This window comes from Duganella aquatilis (genome assembly GCF_009674565.1).
GTDB classification, from domain to species: Bacteria; Pseudomonadota; Gammaproteobacteria; order Burkholderiales; family Burkholderiaceae_D; genus Rugamonas; species Rugamonas aquatilis.
In genome coordinates this window covers 137,548-159,759 of sequence record NZ_WKJL01000015.1, presented here as the reverse complement: position 1 = coordinate 159,759, position 22,212 = coordinate 137,548, and the positions used below count along the sequence as shown (strand labels likewise).

Genomic DNA, 22,212 nt, shown 5'->3' with positions numbered 1-22,212 from the left:
CCGCCAGCCAGCCGCGCTGCGGCGCCGGCGTCGACAGCGTCAGCGCGCTGGCGCCGTCGGCCGCCACATCGGCCACCTGGCGCGGCTCGCCGTCGGCCTGAAAGCCGAGCCACAGCGCATAGCGATCCGGCCCGCCGCGGTTCAGCAGATGCAGCTCGAACTGCGCCGCCTCGCCGGCAAACACCGGCGCCGCGCGGCCCGGCGCCAGCTGCAGCTTGGCGAGGTTGCGCGCGGTCAGATACATGTCGGCCACCGCGCAGGCGCCGGCAAAGCAGGTCAGCGCGAAGCCCAGGCCCAGGTTGTAATTCAGCGCGCCGATCAGCATCACCAGCAGCAGCCCGGCGAACGCCAGCCCGGCGCGGGTCGGCATGATGAACACGCGGCGCATGGTCAGCGTCACCGTGCCCGGCTCGGCGTCGCGCAGCTGGAACAGCCATTTGTCGCGGCCCTTGCGGTACAACGCGTGCAGCGCGCCGGCCATCGGTGCCTACACCGCCACCGACGCTTGCAGCTGCAAGACCAGATCGCGGCTGGCCAGCGCCACGCCGTGGGCCGACTTCAGCGGCCGCAGACGGTGCGCGCACACCGGCACCAGCACCGCCTGCACATCCTCCGGCAGCACGTGGTCGCGGCCCTCCAGCGCCGCCCACGCGCGCGCCGCCTGCAGCAGCGCGATGGCCGCGCGCGGACTCAGTCCCTCGGCGAACATGCCGTTCTGGCGCGAGGCCGCCGCCAGCGCCTGCACGTAATCGATCAGCGCCGCCGATGCGTGGATCTGCCGCAGCCCTTGCTGCGCCTGCAGCAGTTCCTCGGCCGTCATCGCCGCCGGCAGGGTTTTCAGCAGTTCGCGCCGGTCCTCGCCCATCAGCAGCGCGCGTTCGGCGGCGGCGTCCGGATAGCCCAGCGAAAGACACATCAGGAAGCGGTCCAGCTGCGACTCCGGCAGCGGGAAGGTGCCGATCTGGTGCGCGGGATTCTGCGTGGCGATGACAAAGAACGGCGACGGCAGCGCACGCGTGACGCCGTCGGCGCTGACCTGGCGTTCCTCCATCGCCTCCAGCAGGCCCGATTGCGTCTTCGGCGTGGCGCGGTTGATTTCGTCGGCCAGCAGCACCTGCGTGAAAATCGGCCCCGGATGAAACACGAAGCCGTTGCGCTCGCGCTCGAAAATCGAAATGCCGTTGACGTCGGCCGGCAGCAGGTCGCTGGTGAACTGCACGCGGTTGAAGCGCAGGCCCAGCGAAATGGCCAGCGCGTGCGCCAGCGTGGTCTTGCCGACGCCCGGCACATCCTCGACCAGCAAATGGCCGCCGGCCAGCAGGCAGGTGAGGGCGAGGCGGATCTGCAACTCCTTGCCGACGATGATGCCGCCCACCTGGCGGGCGACCGCATGCAATTTTGTGGTCATGATATGTATGGTAGATTAGCGCCTAGGAGCGATTCTATGCGAGAAAACGCTTGCCGCAGAAAAAACAGAGACATCCAGGTCACATGAGCACAGCCATTTACAGCCATCCCGATTGCCAGCGCCACGACATGGGCGACTGGCACCCAGAATCCCCGGCGCGCCTGCAGGCCATTGCCGACCAGCTGATCGGCTCGCACATCAGCGACCTGCTGGACCACCGCGAGGCGCCGCTGGTGGACCTGGCGGACCTGGAACGCAACCACAGCAAGAACGCCATCGCCATCGTGCGCGACAACGTGCCGGCCGAAGGCGACACCTATCCGATCGACGGCGACACCTCGCTCAACGCCTGGAGCTGGCGCGCCGCGCAGCGCGCCGCCGGCGCCGCGGTGGCCGCCACCGACGCCGTCATCGACGGCGAAATCGACAACGCCTTCTGCTCGGTGCGCCCGCCCGGCCACCACGCGCGGCCGGTGGAGCCGATGGGCTTCTGCCTGTTCAACAACGTCGCCGTCGCCGCCAAGCACGCGCTGGACGTGCGCGGCCTGTCGCGCGTGGCCATCGTCGACTTCGACGTCCACCACGGCAACGGCACCGAGGAAGCCTTCCGCAACGAGCCGCGCGCGCTGATGGTCAGCTTCTTCCAGCACCCGCTGTATCCGTACTGCGAGCCGCAGCCGATCACCGGGCACCAGGTCAATGTGCCGGTGCCGGCCTACACCAAGGGCGACGTGGTGCGCCGCATCGTCACCGAACAATGGCTGCCGGCGCTGCACGCGTTCCAGCCGGAGATGCTGTTCATCTCGGCCGGCTTCGACGCCCACCGCGAGGACGACATCGGCGGCATGGGCCTGGTGGAGGACGACTACGCCTGGATCACGCAGCAGATAATGGACGTGGCCAGGGTGTATGCCAAGGGCCGCATCGTCAGCTGCCTGGAAGGCGGCTACAACCTGTCGGCGCTGGGCCGCAGCGTGGTGGCCCACGTCAAGGCGCTGGCCGACCTCTAGACCAGCGCCGGCGCGCTTACGGCGCCTGCTTCAGGTTCTGCTCGAGGAAGGCCTCGACCCGCTGCCAGAAGGCGATATTGGTGGCGTCGTGACGCCAGCCGTGGCCCTCGTTCGGATAGGTGATCAGCTCCACGTGAGGATTGCTGCGCTTGACCGCGTCGTAGAAGCGGGTGGCGTGCACCAGCGGCACCCGTTTGTCCTCCAGCCCGTGCGCCATCAGCAGCGGCTGTTTCAGTTCGGCGGCGCGCTGCAGCGGCGAATACTGGCGGAAGCGGGCGGCGTCGGCCGCGTTGTCGGGATCGCCGATCAGGGTGCGCATGCCGTACTTCAGGTCTTCCTGCGAGGCGTCCGAATATGTGGTGCTGAACAGCAGATCGATATCGGTGACGCCGGCCCATTCGACGCCGCAGCGGAACACCTGCGGATTCTGGATCAGTCCCATCAGCGTGGCATAGCTGCCATAGCTGGCGCCCATGATGCCGATGCGTTTGGGATCGGCCCACCCCTGCTTGACCGCCCACTGGGCGGCGTCGACCAGATCGTCCTGCATCGCCATGCCCCATTGTTTCAGGCCGGCGTTGAAGTGGGCCGCGCCGAAGCCGGTGCCGCCGCGGAATTCCGGCTGGATCACCACATAGCCGCGTGTGGCCAGGAACTGCGCCTCGTCATCCCACTCCCAGTAGGCACCGCGCGCCGCCGGGCCGCCATGCACCAGCACCACCGCCGGGCGCGGGCCGCTGGCTTTGCCGGGCGGCAGCGTCACATAGACCGGGATGCTGCGGCCGTCGCGCGCCGTGTAGCGGTGGAAGTCGCGCAGGCCCATCTGCGAGGCCTGGATCTCCGGATGGGCGTGGCCCAGGCCCTCCATCTTGCCGCTGTCGCGGTGGTAGATGATGTACTGCGTCGGCTGGCGGTCGGAGGCCGCCATCACCAGCAGCACCGGCGCCGTCAGGCACTCGTCGGCGCAAAAGACGGTGTTGGTGGTGGCGGTCAGCATGGCGTCGATCTTGGCCTGCTCGGCCTTCAGCACCGGGTTCATCCAGTAGGTGGTGCCGGCGTCGGTGTACAGGTGCAGGCCGACCAGGCGGCGGCTGGCGTAGTCCATCACCGGCGTGCCGCTGTAGTCGAAGCCGGGCACCGAGACGACCGGCTCGGCGTCGCGCTGCATGGCCTTCAGGTCGTAGCGGAACAGCGCGCCATAGCCCTTGTGGTCGGCCACCACGTACAGCGTGTCCTCGCCGTCGAAGAAGGAGGGCGTGAAGCCGTTGCCGACGATGCAGTCGCTGTCGTCCAGCTCGCGCCATTCGCCGCCGAGCGCCGGGCGGTGGGCCGTGATGCAGTGGCCCTTGCGCCGCGACACCGCCACCCGCGGCACGCCGCGGTTGTCGGCCAGCCACATCAGCGCCGAGGTCGGCTGCGTGCCCTCCAGGCCGCGCAGCTGGCGCGTGCGGGTGTTCAGGCGGAACAGGCGTGCGTGGTCCGGCGTCGGATCGATGTTATTCCAGAAGTATTTCTTCAGCAGGATATCGTCCGAGCCGTCGTGCAGCACGTCGAAGAACACATAGTCGGCGGTCAGCAGCTTGTTGGCGATGAAGCTGCCGGTGACTTCCTGCTGGTGCTCCCAGTTGCCGGTGATGAGGTGGGTCAGATTGCCGCCGTCGCGGTCGGCCGCCATTTCGTCGAGGTTGCCGTTGAACTCGATGCGGCGGTTCTTGATGGTGAAGCCGATGCGGTTCTCGTTGATCCAGTGGACCGCGAGGATCACCTCTTCGCTGGAAGTGCGGATGATGGGCTTGAACTTGGCGACATCGCTGGTGTCGTGCACCGTCAGCACGCTGACGCCGCCGGGCAAGATGCTGACCATGGTGACATAGCCGCCCTTGGGCGACAGTTCAACATGGCCGGCCTTGGGCGTCTGGAAGAAGCTCTCGGCGCCCGGCTGGGCGGCGGCAGCGCCGGCCAGCAGGACGCCGGCCAGCAGCAGGGAGGTAAAACAGCGTGGTATCACAGTGCACCTTTATGATTGACAATTTCGCTATCATAAAAGGCAATGAAATATTTGTCTATTGGCAATAGGCGGAGTGGCGTCAGCCTTATTTCTGGTGCACCGCCTCGCCGTTCCTGGCCGACCAGCGGTACAGGCCCCAGACGATGGCCACGCCGACGATCAGCGCCACCACCATCGAGGCGCCCTCGCTCATGCTGTTGGCCACCGCCAGCGGCTCGCCTTTGCCCGACAGGACGATCAGGCCCGCCAGCGCGACGTTGAACAGGCTCTCGCCGACGATGAAGCCGGACATCACCAGCACGCCGATGCGCTTGGCCGATTCGCCGCCCACCTTGCGTTCGACCGCGCGGTCGAACAGCCAGCCGGTGACGGCGCCGATCACCACCGGGGTGATGACGGCGCTCGGCAGGTAGATGGCCAGGCCCACGCCCAGCGGCGGCAGGCTGTATTTGTCGTTGCTGAACTTCTTCAGCAGGAAGTTGATCACCACCAGGCCCAGGCCGATCAGCACGCCGTAGCCCAGCAGATCCCATTGCAGGTCGCCGCCGATGACGCCCTTGGCCAGCGTCGAGATCAGCAGCGCCTGCGGCGCGGCCAGCGGCTCGCTGGAGATCGAATCGAGATTCGGCGCGCCGACGAAGCCGTTGGCGTGATTCAGCAGTTCCAGCACCGGCGGCACCACGCACGAACCGGCGGCGACGCCGATCAGCAGGCCGACCTGCTGCTTCCACGGCGTGGCGTTGACCAGCTGGCCGGTTTTCAGATCCTGCAGGTTGTCGTTGCCGATCACGGCCACCGCCAGCACCACGGTGGTGACGAACAGCGCGAAGGCGATCAGCGCCTGCGCCACTTCCGGCCCCATCACGCTGCGGCCGACGAAGCCGACGCTGAGCGCGGCGCCGAGGATGGTCAGGATGGCGATGCCGGACACCGGCGAGTTCGACGAACCGATCAGGCCCGCCATGTAGCCGCACACGGCGGCCGCGAAGATACCGGCGATCAGGATGTAGCCGACGCCTACCGCCACCAGCGGCACGGCCAGCGACATCAGCGGGCCGCCCTGCAGGAAGCTGGCCAGCAGCCAGCCGGCCGGCACCAGCGCGATCAGCGTCACCAGGCCGACGATGAAGATCGGCATATCCATTTCCGTGCGGTCCAGCACCGCGCCTTCCAGCTTGGCCTTGCGCGCGGTCTCCATGGCCGACGTCAGGCCGCCCAGGATAGGCTTGGCCAGGCCGGCCAGCGTGACGATGGCGGCGATGCCGATCACGCCGGCGCCGATCATGCGCACCTGCTTGGACCAGATGCCCAGCGCGTGGCCGGCGGCGTCGACCCCGGCGGCGGCCGGCGTCAGGGACGTCATCAGCGGCACCAGCACGCCCCAGGCGATGATGGTGCCGACACCCATGGCGACACCGACGGTGATGCCCATCAGGTGGCCGGCGCCGATCAGGGCCAGCGAGCTCGATGCGCCGATGCCGGTGGCGCCGGCGGTGGCGCCGCTTCCGGTGCGGAAGTAGACCGACACTTCGGCGGCCAGCAGCTTGGCGGCGGCGCCGGCGGCAAACAGCGCCGACGTCAGCGCGCCCCAGATCACTGCGCGCAGGCCGGCCTTGCCCTCGGCCGCGCCTTCGCGCGAGGCCATGCCGACCTTCAGCACTTCAGCGGCGGCCACGCCTTCCGGATACGGCAGGTTCGATTGCGACACCAGCGCGCGGCGCAGCGGCACCGTGTACATCACGCCCAGCACGCCGCCGATGGCGCAGGCGCCGAAGGTCGGCCAGAACGGCACGTGCGCCCACCAGCCGATCATCAGCAGGCCAGGCAGCACGAAGATCACCGAGGCCAGCGTGCCTGCTGCGGAGGCGATGGTCTGGACGATGTTGTTTTCCTGGATGGTGGCGTCCTTGAAGGCGCTGAGCAGCGCCATCGAGATCACCGCGGCGGGGATCGAGGTGGCGAAGGTCAGACCGACCTTCAGACCCAGATACACCTGGGCCGCCGTGAATATCAGCGTAATCAGAATGCCCAGAATAATGCCGCGAAGGGTGATCTCCTTCGGGTTGGACGGTGCAGCTATGCTCATCTTCAGCACTCCGGTTGAAATATTGTTTATATGATTAGAAAAAGGAAAGGCGACTCATGATAAACGAATCCCGCGCCGGTTAGCAGGTAAAATAGCAGGTTGTCAGAACGATTTTGAAGGTCAGAGCATGTCGATACAATGGTACCCGGGGCATATGAACGCCGCCAAGAAGAAGGCGGCGGAACAGATGGAGAACACCGATCTGGTGATCGAAGTGGTCGACGCGCGCCTGCCGGAGGCCAGCACCAACCCCATGGTGGAGGAGCTGCGCAAGTTCCGCCAGCGTCCCTGCCTGAAGATCCTCAACAAGATCGATCTGGCCGATCCGGCCGCCACCGCCGCCTGGACCGCCTACTACAACGCCCAGGAAGGCGTGACCGCGTACGCCATGACCACCAAGAAGCCGGCCGACGTGGCGCGCATTCCGGACCTGGCCAAGCAGCTGGCGCCGCACCGCGGCGTGCCGACCAAGCCGCTGCGCATCATGATCATGGGCATCCCCAACGTCGGCAAGTCGACGCTGATGAACGCCTTGCTGAAAAAGCGCGTGGCCAAGGTGGGCGACGAGCCGGCCGTGACCAAGCAGCAGCAGAAGCTGTACCTGGACAAGAACACGGTGCTGGTCGATACGCCCGGCATGCTGTGGCCGAAGATCGCGCTGCCAAGCGATGGCCTGATGCTGGCCGCCAGCCACGCGATCGGCTCGAATGCGCTGATTGAAGAGGAAGTGGCGGAGTTTCTGGCCGGCGAGCTGCTGGTGCACTACCCGCAGCTGCTGGTGGCGCGCTACGGCTTCAAGGACATCGAGAGCTTCGACGCCATCGGCGTGGTGGAAGGCGTGGGCATGAAGCGCGGCTTCCGCCAGAAGGGCGGCGACCTCGATTACGAAAAGGCCGCGCACACCTTCCTGGGCGACTACCGCAGCGGCATCCTGGGCCGCATCTCGCTGGAGACGCCGGAGACGCGCGGCGTGCGCCTGGCGCAGCACGAAGCTGAAATGGCGGCCAAGGCCGCCGAGAAAGCCGCCATCGCCGCCGAAAAAGCCAAGGCCGCCGCCAACGGCAAGCGCGGTACTTAACCGAGTTTAAAGCTGCTGACCGCGAGGGTGCCCATGAAGGCATCCTCGTGATACGGCACGGAGGCGTCGTCGTTCTCGGCGGCGCCCAGCACCACCATCAGCGGCAGCAGGTGCTCTTCGCGCGGATGCGCCATGCGCGCGGCCGGCGCCTCGTCCCACTTCATCAACTGCGCGCTGCGCTGCTGCGGCGGCAAGGCCATGGTCTGGCGCAGCCAGTCGTCAAACGCATGCGAGGCCGCCGCACCGGCCGCATTGAAGGCGCGCAGATTGTGGTAACTCAGCCCGCTGCCGACAATCAGCACGCCCTGCTCGCGCAAGGGCGCCAGCAAGCGACCGACTTCCAGGTGCGTCTGCGGATCGAGGCCGTACTTGAGCGACAGCTGCACGATCGGCACGTCCGCATCCGGATACACCGGATACATGGCGCTGAAGGTGCCGTGGTCGAAACCACGCTCCGGATCCAGCAGCGCTGCATGGCCGCCGGCCTGCAGCAGTTGCTGCACCTGCGCCGCCAGCGCCGGCGAACCCGGCGCGCTGTACTGCACCTGGTAGGTATGTGGCGGGAAGCCGCCGTAGTCGTAAATCATCGGCGGTTTGGCGGACGACGACAGCATGAAATCGCGGCCCTCCCAGTGCGCAGTAATCACCAGCACCGCCTTGGGCGTGACGCCGATCTGGCGCGGGATATCGCGCAGCGAGGCATCCAGCTTGCCGTACAAATGGCCGACCTGGTCCATCATGAACGGCCATGGGCCGCCGCCGTGGGACAGGAAATAGGTGGGGAGTTTTTGCGTGGTCATAGGAGTTCCTTTCAGTCTTCACTATAAGCACTCACGCTTTCGTAATCAATGCAGTAAATATAGATAGATCATATCCAAAACCTGAATGATCTTGTCACGCGTATAATCTGCGGCTCCTAGTGCTTGACTCAATAACATCATGATATCCTCCGCATTCCGTCCGCGCCTGCTGGCCGCCGCTGTTTCCCTTTGCTTCGCCACGCCGTTCGCCGCCCAGGCGGAAGACACCGTGCAGGCCGGCCAGGCGCTGGCCTCGGTGGTGGTCACCGGCTCGCGCTTCGACGCCGACCCGTCGCTGGCCCCGATCGGCGCCACCATCATCAGTGCGGACGAGATCCGCCGCGCCGGCGCCAGCGACGTCAATGCGGCGATCCGCAAGATCGGCGGCGTCTACGGCCGCCAGAGCCTGGACGGCAGCCCGGACTTCGGCCTCGACCTGCGCGGCTTCGGCACCAACAGCAGCCAGAACATGGTCATCGTGCTGGACGGCGTGCGCCTGTCGGAAAATGAATTGAGCAACGCCGTCCTGTCCACCATCCCGGTCGACACGGTGGAGCGCATCGAAATCCTGCGCGGCGGCGCCAGCGTGTTGTACGGCGACGGCGCCACCGCCGGCGTGATCAACATCGTCACCAGGCGTCCAGGCCAGTACACCAGCCGTGGCAGCGTGTTCCTCGAAGGCGGCCAGTTCCACGCCGGCGAAGCGCGCATCTCGGCCACGCAATCCTGGAACGGCTTTGCCGCCGACGCCACGCTGGACCACCAGCGCACCGACAACTACCGCGACAACAACGAATTCAAGCAGACCCATTTCAGCGGCGGCGCGCAATGGTTCGCCAACGACTTCGACCGCATCGGCTTCCGCTACGAAGGCGCGCGCCAGGACATGCGCTTCGCCGGCGCGCTGACCGAAGCCCAGTACCACGCCAACCCGCGCCAGACGCTGACGCCGGACGACAACGGCTCGCTCGACAGCGACCGCCTGACCGTGTTCGGCCAGTACCGCCTGTTCGGCCACGACATCGCGGCCGATCTGTCGTACCGCAAGAAGACCGTGGAATCGACCTATGTGTTCAGCGGCTTCCCGTCGACCAGCACCTACGACAGCAAGCAGCTGCAGTTCTCGCCGCGCGTGCGCAAGCTGGGCGCGATCAACGGCATGGTCAATGAACTGGTGGCCGGCGTCGACTTCATCAAGTGGGAGCGCACCACCGCCTCCGATTTCTCCGCCGCCGACGCCAACCAGAAATCCAAGGCGCTCTACCTGCGCGACGAACTGCGCTTCGACCCGGCGCATGAAGGCCGCATCTCGGCTGGCGTGCGCCGCGAAATCTTCGACAAGGACTTCGTCGATCCGGTGGCCACCGCCGGCTACAACGTGGTGCAGGGCCTGAACGCCTGGGAACTGCAGGCGAGCTACATGCCGGTGTCTAACCTGACCGTGTACGGCAAACTGGGGCAGAGCTACCGCGTCGCCAACGCCGACGAAAACGCCTACACGCCGGTCTTCAACAAGCCGCTGGCGGCGCAGCAGTCGCACGATGCGGAGCTGGGCGCCAGCTACGCCAACGCCACGCAGAAAATCACCGCGCGCGTGTTCCGCAACAACCTGACCAACGAAATCTTCTACGATCCAACGCTGAACGGCGGCTTCGGCGCCAACACCAACCTGGACCCGACGCGCCGTCAGGGCTTCGAGCTGGACGCCGAACAGCGCCTGGCCGCCGCCTGGAACCTGAACGCGCACTACCAGCACGTGCAGGCCAAGTTCCGCGAAGGCGTCAACGATGGCCGCGAAATGGTGCTGGTGCCGAAGAACGTGCTGACCGCGCGCGTCAGCTGGACGCCGGCCAGCGGCCAGACCGCCGATTTCGGCGCGCAGTGGGTCGACAAGCAGCGCTACGGCGCCGACTTCGACAACAGCTGTTCGGGCGAGATGCCTTCCTACACCACGCTGGACGCGCGCTATGCCCGCAGGTTCGGCCAGTGGGAGTGGGCGGTGTCGGGCCAGAACCTGGCGGACAAGCACTACTTCTCGCAGGCCTACGGCTGCAAGTACGGCATCTACCCGGCTGACGGCCGCCAGCTGAAAATCTCGGCGCGCTACGAGTTCTGATGCGCGGCTTCGCACTGATGCTGGCGCTGGCCGCCGGCGCCGCGCACGGTGTCACGGTGCAGGACGACGCCGGCAATAGCGTCACCCTGGCCAGGCCGGCGCTGCGCGTGATCTCGACCGCGCCGCACATCACCGAGCTGCTGTTCGCGGCCGGTGGCGGCGAGCGCGTGGTCGGTGCCATGAACTACAGCGACTATCCGCAAGCCGCCAAGCGTATCCCGCTGATCGGCAGCGACGCCCAGATCGACATGGAGCGCGTGCTGGCGCTGCGCCCGGACCTGCTGGTGGTGTGGCAGACCGGGAATACCGAACGCCAGCTGGCGCAGCTGAAAAGCCTGGGCATTCCGATCTTCTACAGCGAGCCGAAAAAGCTGGACGACATCGCCACCAGCCTGACGCGCCTGGGCCAGCTGCTGGGCACCGACAGCACGGCGCAAGCGGCCGCGCGCGACTACCGCCAGAAAATCGGCAAGCTGACGGCCACCTACGCACAACGCCCGCCGGTCAAGGTGTTCTACCAGATCTGGGAAAAGCCGCTGTTCACGCTCAACGGAGAACACATCGTCAGCGACGCGCTGCGCGTCTGCGGCGGCCGCAACATCTTCGCCGGTCTGAAGGTGACGGCGCCGTCGGTCAGCACCGAGGCCGTGTTGCAGGAAAATCCGGAAGCCATCGTCGGCGGCGAGCAGCACAGCGGCCAGGCCGGCATCAACATCTGGAAGCCGTACAAGGGCATGCTGGCGGTCCAGCGCGACAACCTGTTCATGCTGGACAGCGAACTGCTGGTGCGCGCCACGCCGCGCATCGCCGACGGCATCGCGGTGCTGTGCGAAAAACTGGAGACCGCGCGCCGACGCCGGCCTTAAAGTTGACTTAACAGTTATCTCTAACCGGGGAAAAAGTGGTAATCTCCCCGCGTTTGCCACTCATCTCATACTTGAAGGATTGTTATGCGTCTCCTGAACTTGCTGCGTCCACTGATTGCCACCGTCGCCTTTATGGCCGCTGCCGCCGGCGCCTCCGCCGCCGACTTCAAGGATGGCGTCGACTACAACAGCGTCAACGGCCCAAGCCCGGACACCGGCAAGAAAGTCGAGGTGCTGGAATTCTTCATGTACCACTGCCCGCACTGCAACGCGCTCGATCCGGACCTGGCCGCATGGGTCAAGAAGAACAGCGACAAGATCGTGTTCCGCCGCATGCACATGGGTGAAGACCCGCAAGCCAAGGCCTTCTACACGCTGGAATCCATGAACGCGCTGGGCAACGGCATGCACGAAAAAATCTTCCGCGCCATCCACGTCGAGCGCAACCGCCTGAATACCGACCAGGCGCTGCTGGACTTCGTGGTCAAGAACGGCGTCGACAAGGCCAAGTACCTGGAGACCTTCAACTCGTTCGGCGTGCAAACCAAATTGAAACGCGGCGTGCAGGTGGCAAATCAGTATAAACTGGATAGCGTGCCGGCACTGGTCATCGACGGCCGCTACACCACCTCGCCGGCGGTGGCAGGCCACGGCCTGACCTCGGCGCCGGCGGCGCATGCGGCCATGTTTGCCGTCGCGGACAGCCTGGTGGCAAAATCGCTGGCGGAACGCGCAGGCAAGAAGTAATCAAGGAAGGACGGGTAGGGCAATGAAATTCCCCAACAACGAGCGGGAAGAGGCGGAAGCCCAGGTCATGAAGATTTACAAGGAATCTTCGCCTGCGCTGGAAACCTTGTTTGAATGGTCGTACATCAACCACGTGGCGTGGAGCCTGGTCATTGTGTTCCTCGGCCTGATCCTGTGGCTGTGCGTGGCCCTGGTCAACGCCGAGAACCAGCGCAATGCGCTGATCGGCAAGCAGTGCCGCGACCCGATCTTCAAGACCGAGCTGGATAAGAAGTGCCTGCGCAGCGTGCAGTCGCGCGAGCACTGGTGGGAGCATCTGACCTACGCGATGAGCCATCTCAGCCCGGAAAAATAATCCGAAAGCCCGCAGCAGCGGGCTTTTTTCATGAAAGGTCAAGCATGAAACAAGTACTCCTGGTGACCGGCAGCAGCCGCGGCATCGGCGCCGCCACCGCGCTGCTGGCGAGCCGCCGCGGTTATGCGGTCTGCATCAACTATGTCAGCAACGCCGCCGCCGCCGAGCGCCTGCGCGCGCAGATCGTGGCCGAGGGCGGCGAGGCCATCGCCGTGCAGGCGGACGTCGGCATCGAGGCCGACGTGCTGCGGCTGTTCACCACCATCGACGAGGAACTGGGGCCGCTGACGGCGCTGGTCAACAATGTCGGCGTGCTGGAGCAGCAGGGACAGTTGGCCGATATGTCGGCCGAGCGCCTGCAGCGCGTGCTGACCACCAATGTGCTCAGCTACTTCCTGTGCAGTCGCGAGGCGGTGCGGCGCATGTCCACCGCGCGCGGCGGGCAGGGCGGCGGCATCGTCAACGTGTCCTCGGGCGCGGCGCGCCATGGGGCCGGCAATGTGTACGTGGACTATGCGGGGTCCAAGGGCGCGGTGGACGTGCTGACGCTGGGCCTGTCGAAGGAGGTGGGGCCGGAGGGCATCCGCGTCAACTGCGTGCGGCCGGGGATTGTCTACACCGAGATCCACGCCAGCGGCGGCGATGCGGACCGCGTCAGCAAGCTGGCGTCCACCGTGCCGCTGGGGCGCGGCGGCCAGCCGGAGGAGATTGCGGAAACCATTTTGTGGCTGCTGGGCGAGCAGTCCAGCTACGTCAGCGGCGCCATCATCGACGCCGCCGGCGCGCGCTAGCGCATATTCAATCGCCGCTTGAAGGTGCTTCATGCGCCAGCCGCATTCCCACGCGGCCGGTGCGCGCGCAAAATGGGTGCATCCACTTCATCAAAGGAAGCATCATGAAAGCACTTCTCATTGCCGGCCTGCTGGCAGCCGGCGCCGCCCACGCCGATCCGGTCGCCGACGCCGCCCGCACCTACGCCGCCTTCTGGAACACCGGCGATCCGGCGCTGGCGAAGAAAGCGCTGGCGCCGGACTTCATCGACCGCACCTTGCCGGCCGGCCGCGAACAGGGCGTCAACGGCCCGCTGCAAGCCTCGCAATTCTTCCGCACCGCCGTGCCGGACCTGAAGGCCGAAGCCACGCACATCGTGCCGAACGGCGACCTGGTCTCGGTACGCCTGCATTTCACCGGTCACTTCACCGGCAAGTTCGGCGCCGTGCAGGGCAGGGGCCAGGCCATCGACTTCCAGGCCTTCGACCTGTATCACGTGGTGAACGGCCGCATCGCCGAGAACTGGCACCTGGAAGACAACCTGACGCTGCTTCAGCAGCTGGGCATCACGCCAGATCCGCAAAGCGCTGCATCAGGAACGCAATAAGCAGCGCGATGCGCGGCGGCTGGTAGCGGTTGCGGTGGTAGAGGATATTCAGCGGCGCGCTGTCGGTGAAGTATTCGTCCAGCACCGTCGCCAGCCGCCCGCTGCGCAGATCGTCCGAGATGTCGATGATCGATTTGTAGGCATAGCCCTGGCCGGCGATGGCCCACTTGCGGATAATCTCGCCGTCGTTGCTTTGCTGCGTGCGGCGCACACGCACCGACAGGCGCTCGTCGGCGTCGTCGTTGCTGCAATAGCGCCAGTCCTGCATCGGCCCCAGCGCCGTCACCAGCACCAGCGTCGGCAGGCTGGCCAGATCCTCCGGCATGGCCGGGCCGCCGGTCTGCGCGATCAGCGCCGGCGCCGCACACACCACGCGCCGGCTCGGCGCCAGCACCCGCGCCACCATCTCGCTGTCTGCCAGCTGGCCGTAGCGCAGCGCCAGGTCGATATCGTCCTGCACCATGTTGGAGGTGTTGTCGCTCAGCGTCAGCGCATACTGCACTTCCGGATGGATGGCGCGGAAGGCGTCCAGCATCGGCATCAGCACATTGCGGCCGAGGTCAGACGGCGCCGAGATCTTCACCATGCCGCGCACGCTGTCGGTGCCGGCATGCAGGCTCGATTCCGCCTCCGCCATCAGCGCCATCGCCTGCTCGCTGAAATGGCGATACACCTTGCCTTCCTCGGTCAGCCGCAGTTGGCGCGTGGTGCGCTCGAACAGCTTGACCTGCAATGACAGTTCCAGCCGCTGGATGCTGGCGCTGGCGGCCGCCGGCGACATGCCCTGCTTGCGGCCGGCGGCCGAAAAGCTGCCCAGCTGCGCGGCGTCGAGGAACAGCCGCACGACCGTGAAGCGGTCATTGCTGCTATCCATGGATCACCACCGTGCAGGTGGTGCCGGCCACCAGTTCCAGATCCTTGGGCTTGCTGTCGATGTGGATGCGCACCGGCACCCGCTGCGCCAGGCGCACCCAGTTGAAGGTCGGGTTGACGTCGGCCAGCAGCTCGCGGCCCAGGTTCGCATCGCGGTCGGTGATGCCGCGCGCGATGCTCTCGATATGCCCTTGCAGCAGCGCCGCGCCGCTCATCATGTGGATCTCGACCTTGTCGTTCACCTTCAGCAGCGGCAGCTTGGTCTCCTCGAAGTAGCCGACCACGTAGAACGAGGCGGCATCGATCAGCGCCAGCTTGGCCGCGCCGACAGCGGCGAAGTCGCCCGGATGCACATTCAGGTTGGTGACGTAGCCGGTCACCGGCGCGCGCACCACGGTGCGTTCCAGGTTCAGCTCCGCCAGGTCGCGCGCCGACACCGCCGCCTGGTACTGGGCCGACGCGGTGCCGACCGCCGCTTCCGCCGTTTCCTTGCTCTCGGCCGAGACGATGGAGGCGTCCAGATCGGCGCGGCGCTTGGCCTCGCTGGTGCGGCGGCCTTTTTCCACCTGCTGTGACGCCAGCAGCGCCTTCGACTGGATCAGCGCATTTTCGTAGCGCGCCTTGTCGACGACGAACAGCACATCGCCTTTCTGCACCAGCTGGTTGTCGTGCACCAGCACCTCGGTGACGGTGCCGGCGACGTCGGCGCTGATGGTCACCACGTCGGCCTTGACGCGGCCGTCGCGGGTCCAGGCCGATTCCATGTAGTGGTCCCAGGCGGTGCGGCCCGCCCACAGGGCCGCCGCCAGCAACAGCATGGTCAGACAAAAGCGGAAGATTTTAGATGCGCTCACAGAAGGCTCTCACAGGAAGTTGAATTTATTATTGGTACAGCGTGACCAGCAAGGCACTGAAGATACAGACGAACATGCACAGCCGCACCAGCGCCGGGTGCCAGCTGTGGCGATACGCGCCGACATAGCTTAACACCGCGTCAAGCACCAGTTGCAGCACGGCGCTGAGCAGGAAGACCGGCAGCACGCCGGGCAGCAGCACGCCGAAAAAGTCGATTTCACGCGGCAGGTGTTGGAACATTCGATTCTCCAGAAAGCTGGTCCAGCAGGGACGTATAGATGGAATGCAGGTCGGTCAGCGCCATGTGCAGGCGCGCGCGGCGTTCGGGATGCGCATCGGGCAGTGCGGCGCGCACCGCCGTGCCGGCGTGCAGGATCGCCGCCAGCACCGCTTCGCCGGCGGCGCGGGTCGGCGCATCCAGATACGCGGCCAGCTGGCGCAGCACCACCTCCAGGCTGTCGCGCGCGCCGCCCGCGTGCGAGGCGGCGATCAGCTGGCGCAGTTCGATGGCGGCGTGGCCCAGCTCCAGCAAGGTCAGGCCCTGGCGCACCACGGCGCGCGTCTGCGCGTTCGGCGACGGGCCGGCGGCGGCGTTCAATTGACTCAGCAGATCGCGCACGCGGTTGTCGAAGCGGCGCTTCAGGCGATGCAGGCGCGCGCTGCAGGCGTTGCGCGCCTCCTGCCACAGCGCGGCCGCCACGTGGCCGCGATGGCCCATCGTGTGCTCCGGCAGCAGCACCTTGAACATCACGAAGGCCACCGCCACGCCCATGGTCAGCGACAGCTCGCTGCTGATGAAGGATTCAACATCGTAGTGCATCAGGTTGGCCGGCACCACCAGCGTGGCCGAGAACATGCCGACGCCGATGCCGACGCCGCTCCAGCGCGGACCGCTGCTGAGGTAAGCGCCGAAGGCGAACAGCGGCAGCGCCGCCAGCACCAGCGGATAGAAACTGTCGGCCCTGGCCACCAGCAGGAACTCGGTGACGAAGGCGAACGGCATCGAGATCAGGAAGCCGATCAGCACCTGCTTGACCAGCACCGTCGGGCGCGGCGAGGACGAGGCCAGCGCGCAGAAGATGGTCGCCATCAGGATCGCGTTGACGGTGGCCGGCCACGCCAGCCAGTACCACATGGCGGCCGTCGCCAGCAGCGTGGCGCCGGCGCGCACGCCGCTGGCGACGATGATGGCGGGCGGCGTCTTCGGCGAATAGGCGCCCGGATCGCTGACCTGCTGGCGCTTCTGCTGCGCCAGGCCGTGGTACAGCGCGGCGAAGTCGGCCAGGTTGCCGGCGAAGCGTTCCAGCAGCTCCACCGCCGTGTCGAAGTCGATGTGGCGCGCGCGCTCCAGTTCCGGCCCGGCGGCCAGCTGCGCGTGGGCGGCGGCGCTGTCGTCGGCCAGCTTGCTGCGCATCTGCGCCAGCCGCGCCGGCGTCAGCTCGTCGCCCATGGCCTGCGCCAGGTGGGCGTACATCGGTTCCACCAGGGCCAGTACCGGGCCGTCGCCGGCCGCGCGCAGGCGGTGGCTCAGGCGGTGCAGCGTGTAGAAGGTGGTCAGCGCCGTCATGAAGGCGGCGTTGAAGGCGTGCAGCTGGCGCGTCTGCGAGCGCGAATGGCCGGCCTCGAAGAAGGCGGCGGCGCGGCCCGATTCCAGCGCGGCGATATCGGCGGCGAACTTCAGGTGGTTTAGCTCGGCATCGGCCGGCGTGATGCGGTGCTCCAGCACCTGGCGGCAGAAATCGATGAAGCCGGCGTAGCGCGCCTGCACGGTGCGCATCACGGCGCCGGAATGGCGGCGCGGGAAAAACACGTCGTGCACCACGGCCGAGCAGATGATGCCCAGACTGACTTCGGTCACGCGCGTGACGGCCAGCGTGAACACATTGCCCGGCGCATCGACCGCCGGCGTTGCGATCATCACGGCGGTATAGCCGGCCAGCACGAAGCTGTAGGACTGCTGGTTGCGGTGCATGGCGGCGCCGCCGGTGCACAGCGCCACCCACAGCGCCAGGCCGAGGAACAGCACCGTCGGCGATTGCGGGAACAGCGCCACCAGCGTCAGCGCGGCGGAGCAGCCGACCAGCGTGCCGAGAAAACGGTGCAGGGCTTTTTCCAGCACCATGCCGCTGCTGGGCAGGGCCAGGACCACGGTGGTGGCAAGGGCGGTGTAGGGCGCTTCGAGACCGAGACGGAACGACAGCCACAGGGCGGCAAACGCGGCCAGCATGGCCTTGGCGACAAAGATCCAGCGCTGGCCTTCGGTGGCGGCCCAGTCGGCGGTTTGCGCCCTGAACCAGGTGAACGCCCTCCGCGCCGCGCGTTGGTCCGGGGAAGGGGCGGCGGCAGGTGCGTTCATTGGTCGTTTCTAGGTGATTGCTTCTAAATTATCGAGCTGCCGTTTCAGCAGCCTTTCCAAAAGTTTTACTTCTTCCTCGCTGTAGCCATCATACGCGCGCGTGGTGGTGCGCCAGACTTCCGGCAGCACTTTTTCGGCCAGCGTGCGGCCGGCGTCCGTCAGCGAGATCATCACGCAGCGGCGGTCGCCGGGCCGGTTGCCGCGGGTGATCAGGCCCTGGGCTTCCAGGTCGTTGCACACGCGCGTCAGGTTGGCCGGTTTTTCCATGCAAGCCTCACCCAGCGTGGACGCGGTCGAGGTTTCATTGTCCGAACCGTACAGCACCGCCAGCACCATGTAGCTGGCGTCAACCAGCTCGTATTTACGCAGTGCGGCGTTGCTCAAATCTTTCATCCGTTTCTGGATGTGGTAAGTCATGCGCAACAGGCGCATCAACTCCTCAGGGAATTCCGGTATTCGGCCATGGATATTTTTAAGGCGCCTTTTAGTCGCATCAAAACTACTCATTGCCACTCCTCTGATATCTTTTAGAAAGGCTTGATTGTACTATTTAAAGTGTCAATCAAAATCCAGTTTTATGCCTCCGCCCAGCGCCGACATCAATAAAGCGTAATTATCAAGCTGTTTGCTGGCCACTTGCGCCATTTGCTGCTGCTCGTTCAACAAAGTCAACTGGGCGTTGATCACGTTCAGTGTATCGGTCAAGCCGGCCTGGTAGGCTTTTTCCGCCAGTTGCTGCTGGCGGCGCGCCGAATCGAGCGCGCGCTGCGCCAGTTCGTCCTGCTGCCTGACCGACGCGATCTTCACCACCGCGTTGGCGACGTCGGACATGGCCTGGATCACCGTGGCGTTGTACTGCTCCACCGCGCCGTCGTAGACAGCGGTCTGGTTGCCCAACTGGCTGCGCAGGCGGCCGCCCTCGAACACCGGCAGGCTGATGGCCGGCGTGATGCCGCGCATGCGCGAGCTGGCGTCCAGGAAGTGGCCGAAGCCCAGCGACTGCATGCCGGCGAAGGCCGCCAGGTTCACATTCGGATAAAAATCTTTTTTCGCGACGTCGATGCGGGTGCCGGCGGCTTCCACGCGCCAGCGCTGCGCCACGATGTCCGGGCGGCGGCCCACCAGTTCGGCCGGCAGCGTGGCCGGCACGCCGTCGCTGCGGGTGGTGCCGAGGGTCAGCAGCGGCCGGGCGATCGTATCGCCGTCGCCCGGTCCTTTGCCGATCAGTGTCGCCAGCTGGTTGCGCAGCAGGGCAATGGACTCGCCATATTGCTCGTGCTCGCGCCGTCCGGCCGGCAGTGTGGTTTCGATGCTGGTCACATCCAGGTCGCTGGCCAGGCCGGCCGCCTTGCGGCGGCGCGTGATGTCCAGGATGCGCTGGCGCTGCGCCAGGTTGTCGGCCACGCTGTCCTGCAGCGCGTACTCCAGCGACAGCTGGATGTAGGTGCGGACGATGGAGGTCTCCAGCGTCAGGCGCGCCATTTGCGATTCGGCGGCTGCCATGTGGACGTCGTCCAGCGCGGCGGCCAGCGCATCGCGATTGCGACCCCACAGATCCAGATCGTAGGAACCGGATAGCGTGGCGGTATTTTTCCACGCGTAGTTCCCGGCGAGTGGTGCGGGGATCGTACTGTGCGCCGAGTACAACTCGCGGTCGGCGCTGGCCGAGGCGTCCACGCGCGGCTGCGTGGCGGCCTTGGCGACGCCGGCCAGCGATTCGGCCTGGCGCACGCGGGCCAGCGTGGCGCGCAGGTTCGGGTTGTCGCTCAGTGCCGCGGTCACCAGTTTGTTCAGCTGCTCGTCGTGCAGCGCTTCCCACCAGCGTTCGTCGGGCCAGGCGATGTTTTCGCTGGCGGCGGCGATGGCTTTGCCCGGATTCAGTTCAGCGGGCTTCAGCTGCGTGGCTTGCGGCTTGACGTTGCCCATGTCGGCGCAACCGGCCAGCACGGCCAGTGCGCAGGCGAGCAGGGCAAGTTTGGACGAGCGCTGGTTCACTGGCGTCGCTTAGTGCTTGACCACGTGCTTGCGGGTCTGGGCGACGTCGAAGTCCGCCTCGGTTTCCAGCAGGGTGCCGTTTTTGCGGGCTTCCAGGAATTCGGCCTGGACTTCGGCGCGGGTTTTGCCGGCAGGCGCTTCCGCTTTGGTGGTTTTGGCGGCTGGCGCCGGGGCATCCTCGGCGAAGGCGTTGGTCACCGTGGTGGCGGTGGCGGCGATGGCAAAAGCGGCGGTGGCGATGGCGCCCAACAGGTGTTTGGTAGTCGTGCTCATGACGTTCTCCGTAATTAATGAGTATAACTATAGAGATGAATAATACATTTGTAAAGTAAAAAATTCCTATAAGAACGATAGCCAGGCAATGCCATAAGCGAACCGCCGCACCGACCTGGTGCGATGGCGATGGTGTAATGTGATTTTTATGGCAAGGAGGCGATCATGGCTGACAGTACTTTGGACCCGGATAACATTCCGGCAGGCGCCGACCGTATCCTCGGACGCGGCCACGGCACGCGCGCCCTGGGCCCGAGCGACAATTCCGACAGCGGCAGCGATGTGGTGGGCGAGCCCGACCTGGGCCTGGACAGCGACACCGACGCCCACGGCACCGGCGAGCGCGCCGGCGCGGACGAAGCCAATGTGGAGGCGGGCGACATCGGTTTCGACCATGTCGAATCGATCCCGCTGGTGGATGGCGAATTCCACGACGTGCTGCCGAACGACACCGCGTCGCGCGATGTGCCGCCGCAGGCGCAGCGCGAGGAACGGCGCGACTGGTCGCGCCGCGATTGACGAGCTAGCTGGCGGCGGTCATCACGTCGCTGAGCCAGTCGACGAACACCCGCACGCGCGGCGACAGCTGCCGCTGGTGCGGGTACAGCACCGAGACCGGCATCGGCCGTGGCCGCCATTCCGCCAGCACTTCGCGCAGCGCGCCGCTGCGCAGCTGCTGCGCCATGTGGTAGCGCGGCGCCTGCACCAGTCCCAGATCGTGGGTGCAGCAGGCCGCATAGGCCTCGGCGCTGGCGACCGACACGCTGCCGGGCAGGGCGATGCTGCGTTCCACGCCATCGACCACGAAATCGAACGGGAACATCTTGCCGGTGCTGGATGAGAAGAAGTTCACCGCGCGGTGGCCTTGGGTCAGCAGCTCGTCCAGCGTGGTGGGCGTGCCGTATTGTTCAAAGTAGGCGGCGCTGGCGCAGGTGACCTGCTGCAGGCTGGCGACGCGGCGGCCGACCATGCTGGAGTCGCGCAGTTCGCCGACGCGCAGCACGCAGTCGATGCCGTCGCGCACCAGGTCGACCAGGCGGTCGCCCATGCCGATTTCCAGTTCGATATCCGGGTAGCGCGCAAAGAATTCCTTCAGGCGCGGCAGCACGTAATGCTGGGCCAGCGTCCCCTGCAAATCCACGCGCAGCTTGCCGCGCGGCGCCACGCCGCTGTTGCCGAAGCCCGCTTCCGTTTCCTCCACGTCCGCCAGGATGCGCACGCAGCGCTGGTAATACGCCTGGCCGTCCAGCGTGGTGCTGACATGGCGCGTGGTGCGCTGAAGCAGGCGCACGCCGAGCCGCGCCTCCAGCTGCTTGATGGTGTAGGTGGCGGTGGCGGCGGGAATCTGCAAATCCTCCGCGGCCTTGCTGAAACTTTCCAGCTCGACAATGCGGGTGAAAATGCGCATGGCGTTGAAACGGTCCATTTTTATTCGCGGTTATTGCATAGTGATTGCAATATTACTGTGTTTATTCATGGATGGCGAGAAGTCATACTGGTTTCATCAACTCACCAGGAGCCTTCCATGAACATCGCCCGATACCTGCTTGCCGCTGCCTTTGCGATCGCCGTGGGCGGCTGCACCACACAGGAGCCGCACATGAAACAGTCCGTCACGTATCTGCATCTGCTGAAAAAGACGCCGTTCTTCACCGGGCTGGACAAGCGCCAGCTGCAATGGGTGATCGATCATTCAACCGAGTGGGAAGCGCAGGCCGGCATGGAGGTCAGCAACCGCCTGGACGCCAACGACCATATCTGGATTCTGCTCGATGGCGGCTGGCAGATCGAGCAGGGCGGGCAGGTGCTGAAGGCCGGCCATGCGGATGCGGCCAAGTGGTACGGCGGCGAGCACGTGGCGCTGCTGCCGCCGGACAGCCGGCTGATCGCCAATCAGCACAGCTATGTGATGCGCATTGCGCGCGCGGATTTCGAGGCGATGCTGGCGCGCCGCTTCGACTTCACCCAGCATCTGGCGCAGGGCGAAGCCTTCTACGGCGCGCACTGA

22 protein-coding genes and 1 pseudogene are annotated in these 22,212 nt (G+C 66.0%); 10 read left to right on the top strand and 13 right to left on the bottom strand.

What is annotated here, in order from left to right:
* Both GJ698_RS19830 and GJ698_RS19825 read right to left on the bottom strand, forming a co-directional pair.
* Nucleotides 1–481, bottom strand: a pseudogene (locus GJ698_RS19830) (DUF58 domain-containing protein); the annotation flags it as partial.
* A 6-nt stretch (nt 482–487) separates the two neighbouring features.
* Nucleotides 488–1,408: an AAA family ATPase gene (locus tag GJ698_RS19825; RefSeq protein ID WP_154359581.1), complete on the bottom strand. Its 921-nt coding sequence runs from the start codon at nt 1,406–1,408 to the stop codon at nt 488–490.
* A gap of 83 nt (nt 1,409–1,491) precedes the next feature.
* Between GJ698_RS19825 and GJ698_RS19820 the strand changes: the two genes are divergently transcribed.
* The gene (locus GJ698_RS19820; RefSeq protein ID WP_154359580.1) at nt 1,492–2,418 is read left to right on the top strand and encodes a histone deacetylase family protein; all 927 of its coding nucleotides are present in this window, start codon (nt 1,492–1,494) and stop codon (nt 2,416–2,418) included.
* A gap of 16 nt (nt 2,419–2,434) precedes the next feature.
* Here the strand turns inward: GJ698_RS19820 and GJ698_RS19815 are convergent, their stop codons facing one another.
* Both GJ698_RS19815 and GJ698_RS19810 read right to left on the bottom strand, forming a co-directional pair.
* Entirely contained in the window at nt 2,435–4,426 is a 1,992-nt protein-coding gene (locus tag GJ698_RS19815; RefSeq protein WP_371865389.1) for an alpha/beta hydrolase family protein, read from the bottom strand.
* 85 nt (nt 4,427–4,511) lie between these two features.
* Nucleotides 4,512–6,512, bottom strand: coding sequence for an OPT family oligopeptide transporter (locus tag GJ698_RS19810; protein ID WP_154359579.1), 2,001 nt, complete (start codon nt 6,510–6,512; stop codon nt 4,512–4,514).
* A 127-nt stretch (nt 6,513–6,639) separates the two neighbouring features.
* On the opposite strand from GJ698_RS19810, the gene ylqF reads away from it, so the two are divergent.
* A complete protein-coding gene (ylqF, locus tag GJ698_RS19805; protein WP_154359578.1) occupies nt 6,640–7,590 on the top strand; it encodes a ribosome biogenesis GTPase YlqF in 951 nt (316 codons plus the stop codon).
* Here the strand turns inward: ylqF and GJ698_RS19800 are convergent.
* Nucleotides 7,587–8,390 (bottom strand): DODA-type extradiol aromatic ring-opening family dioxygenase, encoded by an 804-nt coding sequence (locus GJ698_RS19800; RefSeq protein ID WP_154359577.1) that lies wholly within the window; start codon nt 8,388–8,390, stop codon nt 7,587–7,589. The two genes, ylqF and GJ698_RS19800, sit on opposite strands and share 4 nt — an antisense overlap.
* Nucleotides 8,391–8,529: 139 nt before the next feature.
* Between GJ698_RS19800 and GJ698_RS19795 the strand changes: the two genes are divergently transcribed.
* The 6 genes from GJ698_RS19795 to GJ698_RS19770 all read left to right on the top strand — a co-directional run bounded on the left by GJ698_RS19795 (nt 8,530) and on the right by GJ698_RS19770 (nt 13,852).
* Nucleotides 8,530–10,506 carry a TonB-dependent receptor gene (locus GJ698_RS19795; RefSeq protein WP_154359576.1) on the top strand — a complete coding sequence of 659 codons (1,977 nt, stop codon included), beginning with the start codon at nt 8,530–8,532 and terminating at the stop codon, nt 10,504–10,506.
* Nucleotides 10,506–11,372, top strand: a complete 867-nt coding sequence (locus tag GJ698_RS19790) for a cobalamin-binding protein (RefSeq protein WP_154359575.1) — start codon at nt 10,506–10,508, stop codon at nt 11,370–11,372. Before GJ698_RS19795 ends, GJ698_RS19790 begins: the two co-directional genes overlap by 1 nt.
* A gap of 84 nt (nt 11,373–11,456) precedes the next feature.
* The gene (locus GJ698_RS19785; protein WP_154359574.1) at nt 11,457–12,119 is read left to right on the top strand and encodes a thiol:disulfide interchange protein DsbA/DsbL; all 663 of its coding nucleotides are present in this window, start codon (nt 11,457–11,459) and stop codon (nt 12,117–12,119) included.
* 22 nt (nt 12,120–12,141) lie between these two features.
* A complete protein-coding gene (locus GJ698_RS19780; RefSeq protein WP_154359573.1) occupies nt 12,142–12,474 on the top strand; it encodes a hypothetical protein in 333 nt (110 codons plus the stop codon).
* Between the two features lie 44 nt (nt 12,475–12,518).
* Nucleotides 12,519–13,265 (top strand): SDR family oxidoreductase, encoded by a 747-nt coding sequence (locus GJ698_RS19775; RefSeq protein WP_154359572.1) that lies wholly within the window; start codon nt 12,519–12,521, stop codon nt 13,263–13,265.
* A 104-nt stretch (nt 13,266–13,369) separates the two neighbouring features.
* A complete protein-coding gene (locus GJ698_RS19770) occupies nt 13,370–13,852 on the top strand; it encodes an ester cyclase (protein ID WP_154359571.1) in 483 nt (160 codons plus the stop codon).
* Here the strand turns inward: GJ698_RS19770 and GJ698_RS19765 are convergent.
* Genes GJ698_RS19765 through GJ698_RS19735 form a run of 7 tightly spaced genes read right to left on the bottom strand, consistent with a single transcriptional unit; the run spans nt 13,812 to nt 20,204 of the window.
* A complete protein-coding gene (locus tag GJ698_RS19765; protein ID WP_154359570.1) occupies nt 13,812–14,726 on the bottom strand; it encodes a LysR family transcriptional regulator in 915 nt (304 codons plus the stop codon). The genes GJ698_RS19770 and GJ698_RS19765 overlap by 41 nt on opposite strands.
* Nucleotides 14,719–15,579, bottom strand: a complete 861-nt coding sequence (locus GJ698_RS19760) for an HlyD family secretion protein (RefSeq protein ID WP_371865388.1) — start codon at nt 15,577–15,579, stop codon at nt 14,719–14,721. Before GJ698_RS19760 ends, GJ698_RS19765 begins: the two co-directional genes overlap by 8 nt.
* A 28-nt stretch (nt 15,580–15,607) precedes the next feature.
* Nucleotides 15,608–15,820, bottom strand: coding sequence for a DUF1656 domain-containing protein (locus GJ698_RS19755; protein WP_307766663.1), 213 nt, complete (start codon nt 15,818–15,820; stop codon nt 15,608–15,610).
* Nucleotides 15,798–17,936, bottom strand: a complete 2,139-nt coding sequence (locus GJ698_RS19750; protein WP_154359569.1) for an FUSC family protein — start codon at nt 17,934–17,936, stop codon at nt 15,798–15,800. Before GJ698_RS19750 ends, GJ698_RS19755 begins: the two co-directional genes overlap by 23 nt.
* A 9-nt stretch (nt 17,937–17,945) precedes the next feature.
* Complete coding sequence (locus GJ698_RS19745; protein ID WP_154359568.1) at nt 17,946–18,443, bottom strand: MarR family winged helix-turn-helix transcriptional regulator; 498 nt, start codon at nt 18,441–18,443, stop codon at nt 17,946–17,948.
* Nucleotides 18,444–18,494: 51 nt separating this feature from the next.
* Nucleotides 18,495–19,931: an efflux transporter outer membrane subunit gene (locus GJ698_RS19740; protein ID WP_371865387.1), complete on the bottom strand. Its 1,437-nt coding sequence runs from the start codon at nt 19,929–19,931 to the stop codon at nt 18,495–18,497.
* A gap of 9 nt (nt 19,932–19,940) precedes the next feature.
* Nucleotides 19,941–20,204, bottom strand: coding sequence for a DUF4148 domain-containing protein (locus tag GJ698_RS19735; protein ID WP_154359567.1), 264 nt, complete (start codon nt 20,202–20,204; stop codon nt 19,941–19,943).
* 165 nt (nt 20,205–20,369) lie between these two features.
* Here GJ698_RS19735 and GJ698_RS31025 point away from each other — a divergent pair, with 165 nt between their 5' ends.
* Nucleotides 20,370–20,723, top strand: coding sequence for a hypothetical protein (locus GJ698_RS31025; RefSeq protein ID WP_229260079.1), 354 nt, complete (start codon nt 20,370–20,372; stop codon nt 20,721–20,723).
* A 4-nt stretch (nt 20,724–20,727) separates the two neighbouring features.
* Here the strand turns inward: GJ698_RS31025 and GJ698_RS19725 are convergent, their stop codons facing one another.
* Entirely contained in the window at nt 20,728–21,630 is a 903-nt protein-coding gene (locus tag GJ698_RS19725; RefSeq protein ID WP_154359566.1) for a LysR family transcriptional regulator, read from the bottom strand.
* Between the two features lie 99 nt (nt 21,631–21,729).
* Here GJ698_RS19725 and GJ698_RS19720 point away from each other — a divergent pair, with 99 nt between their 5' ends.
* Entirely contained in the window at nt 21,730–22,212 is a 483-nt protein-coding gene (locus tag GJ698_RS19720) for a hypothetical protein (protein WP_154359565.1), read from the top strand.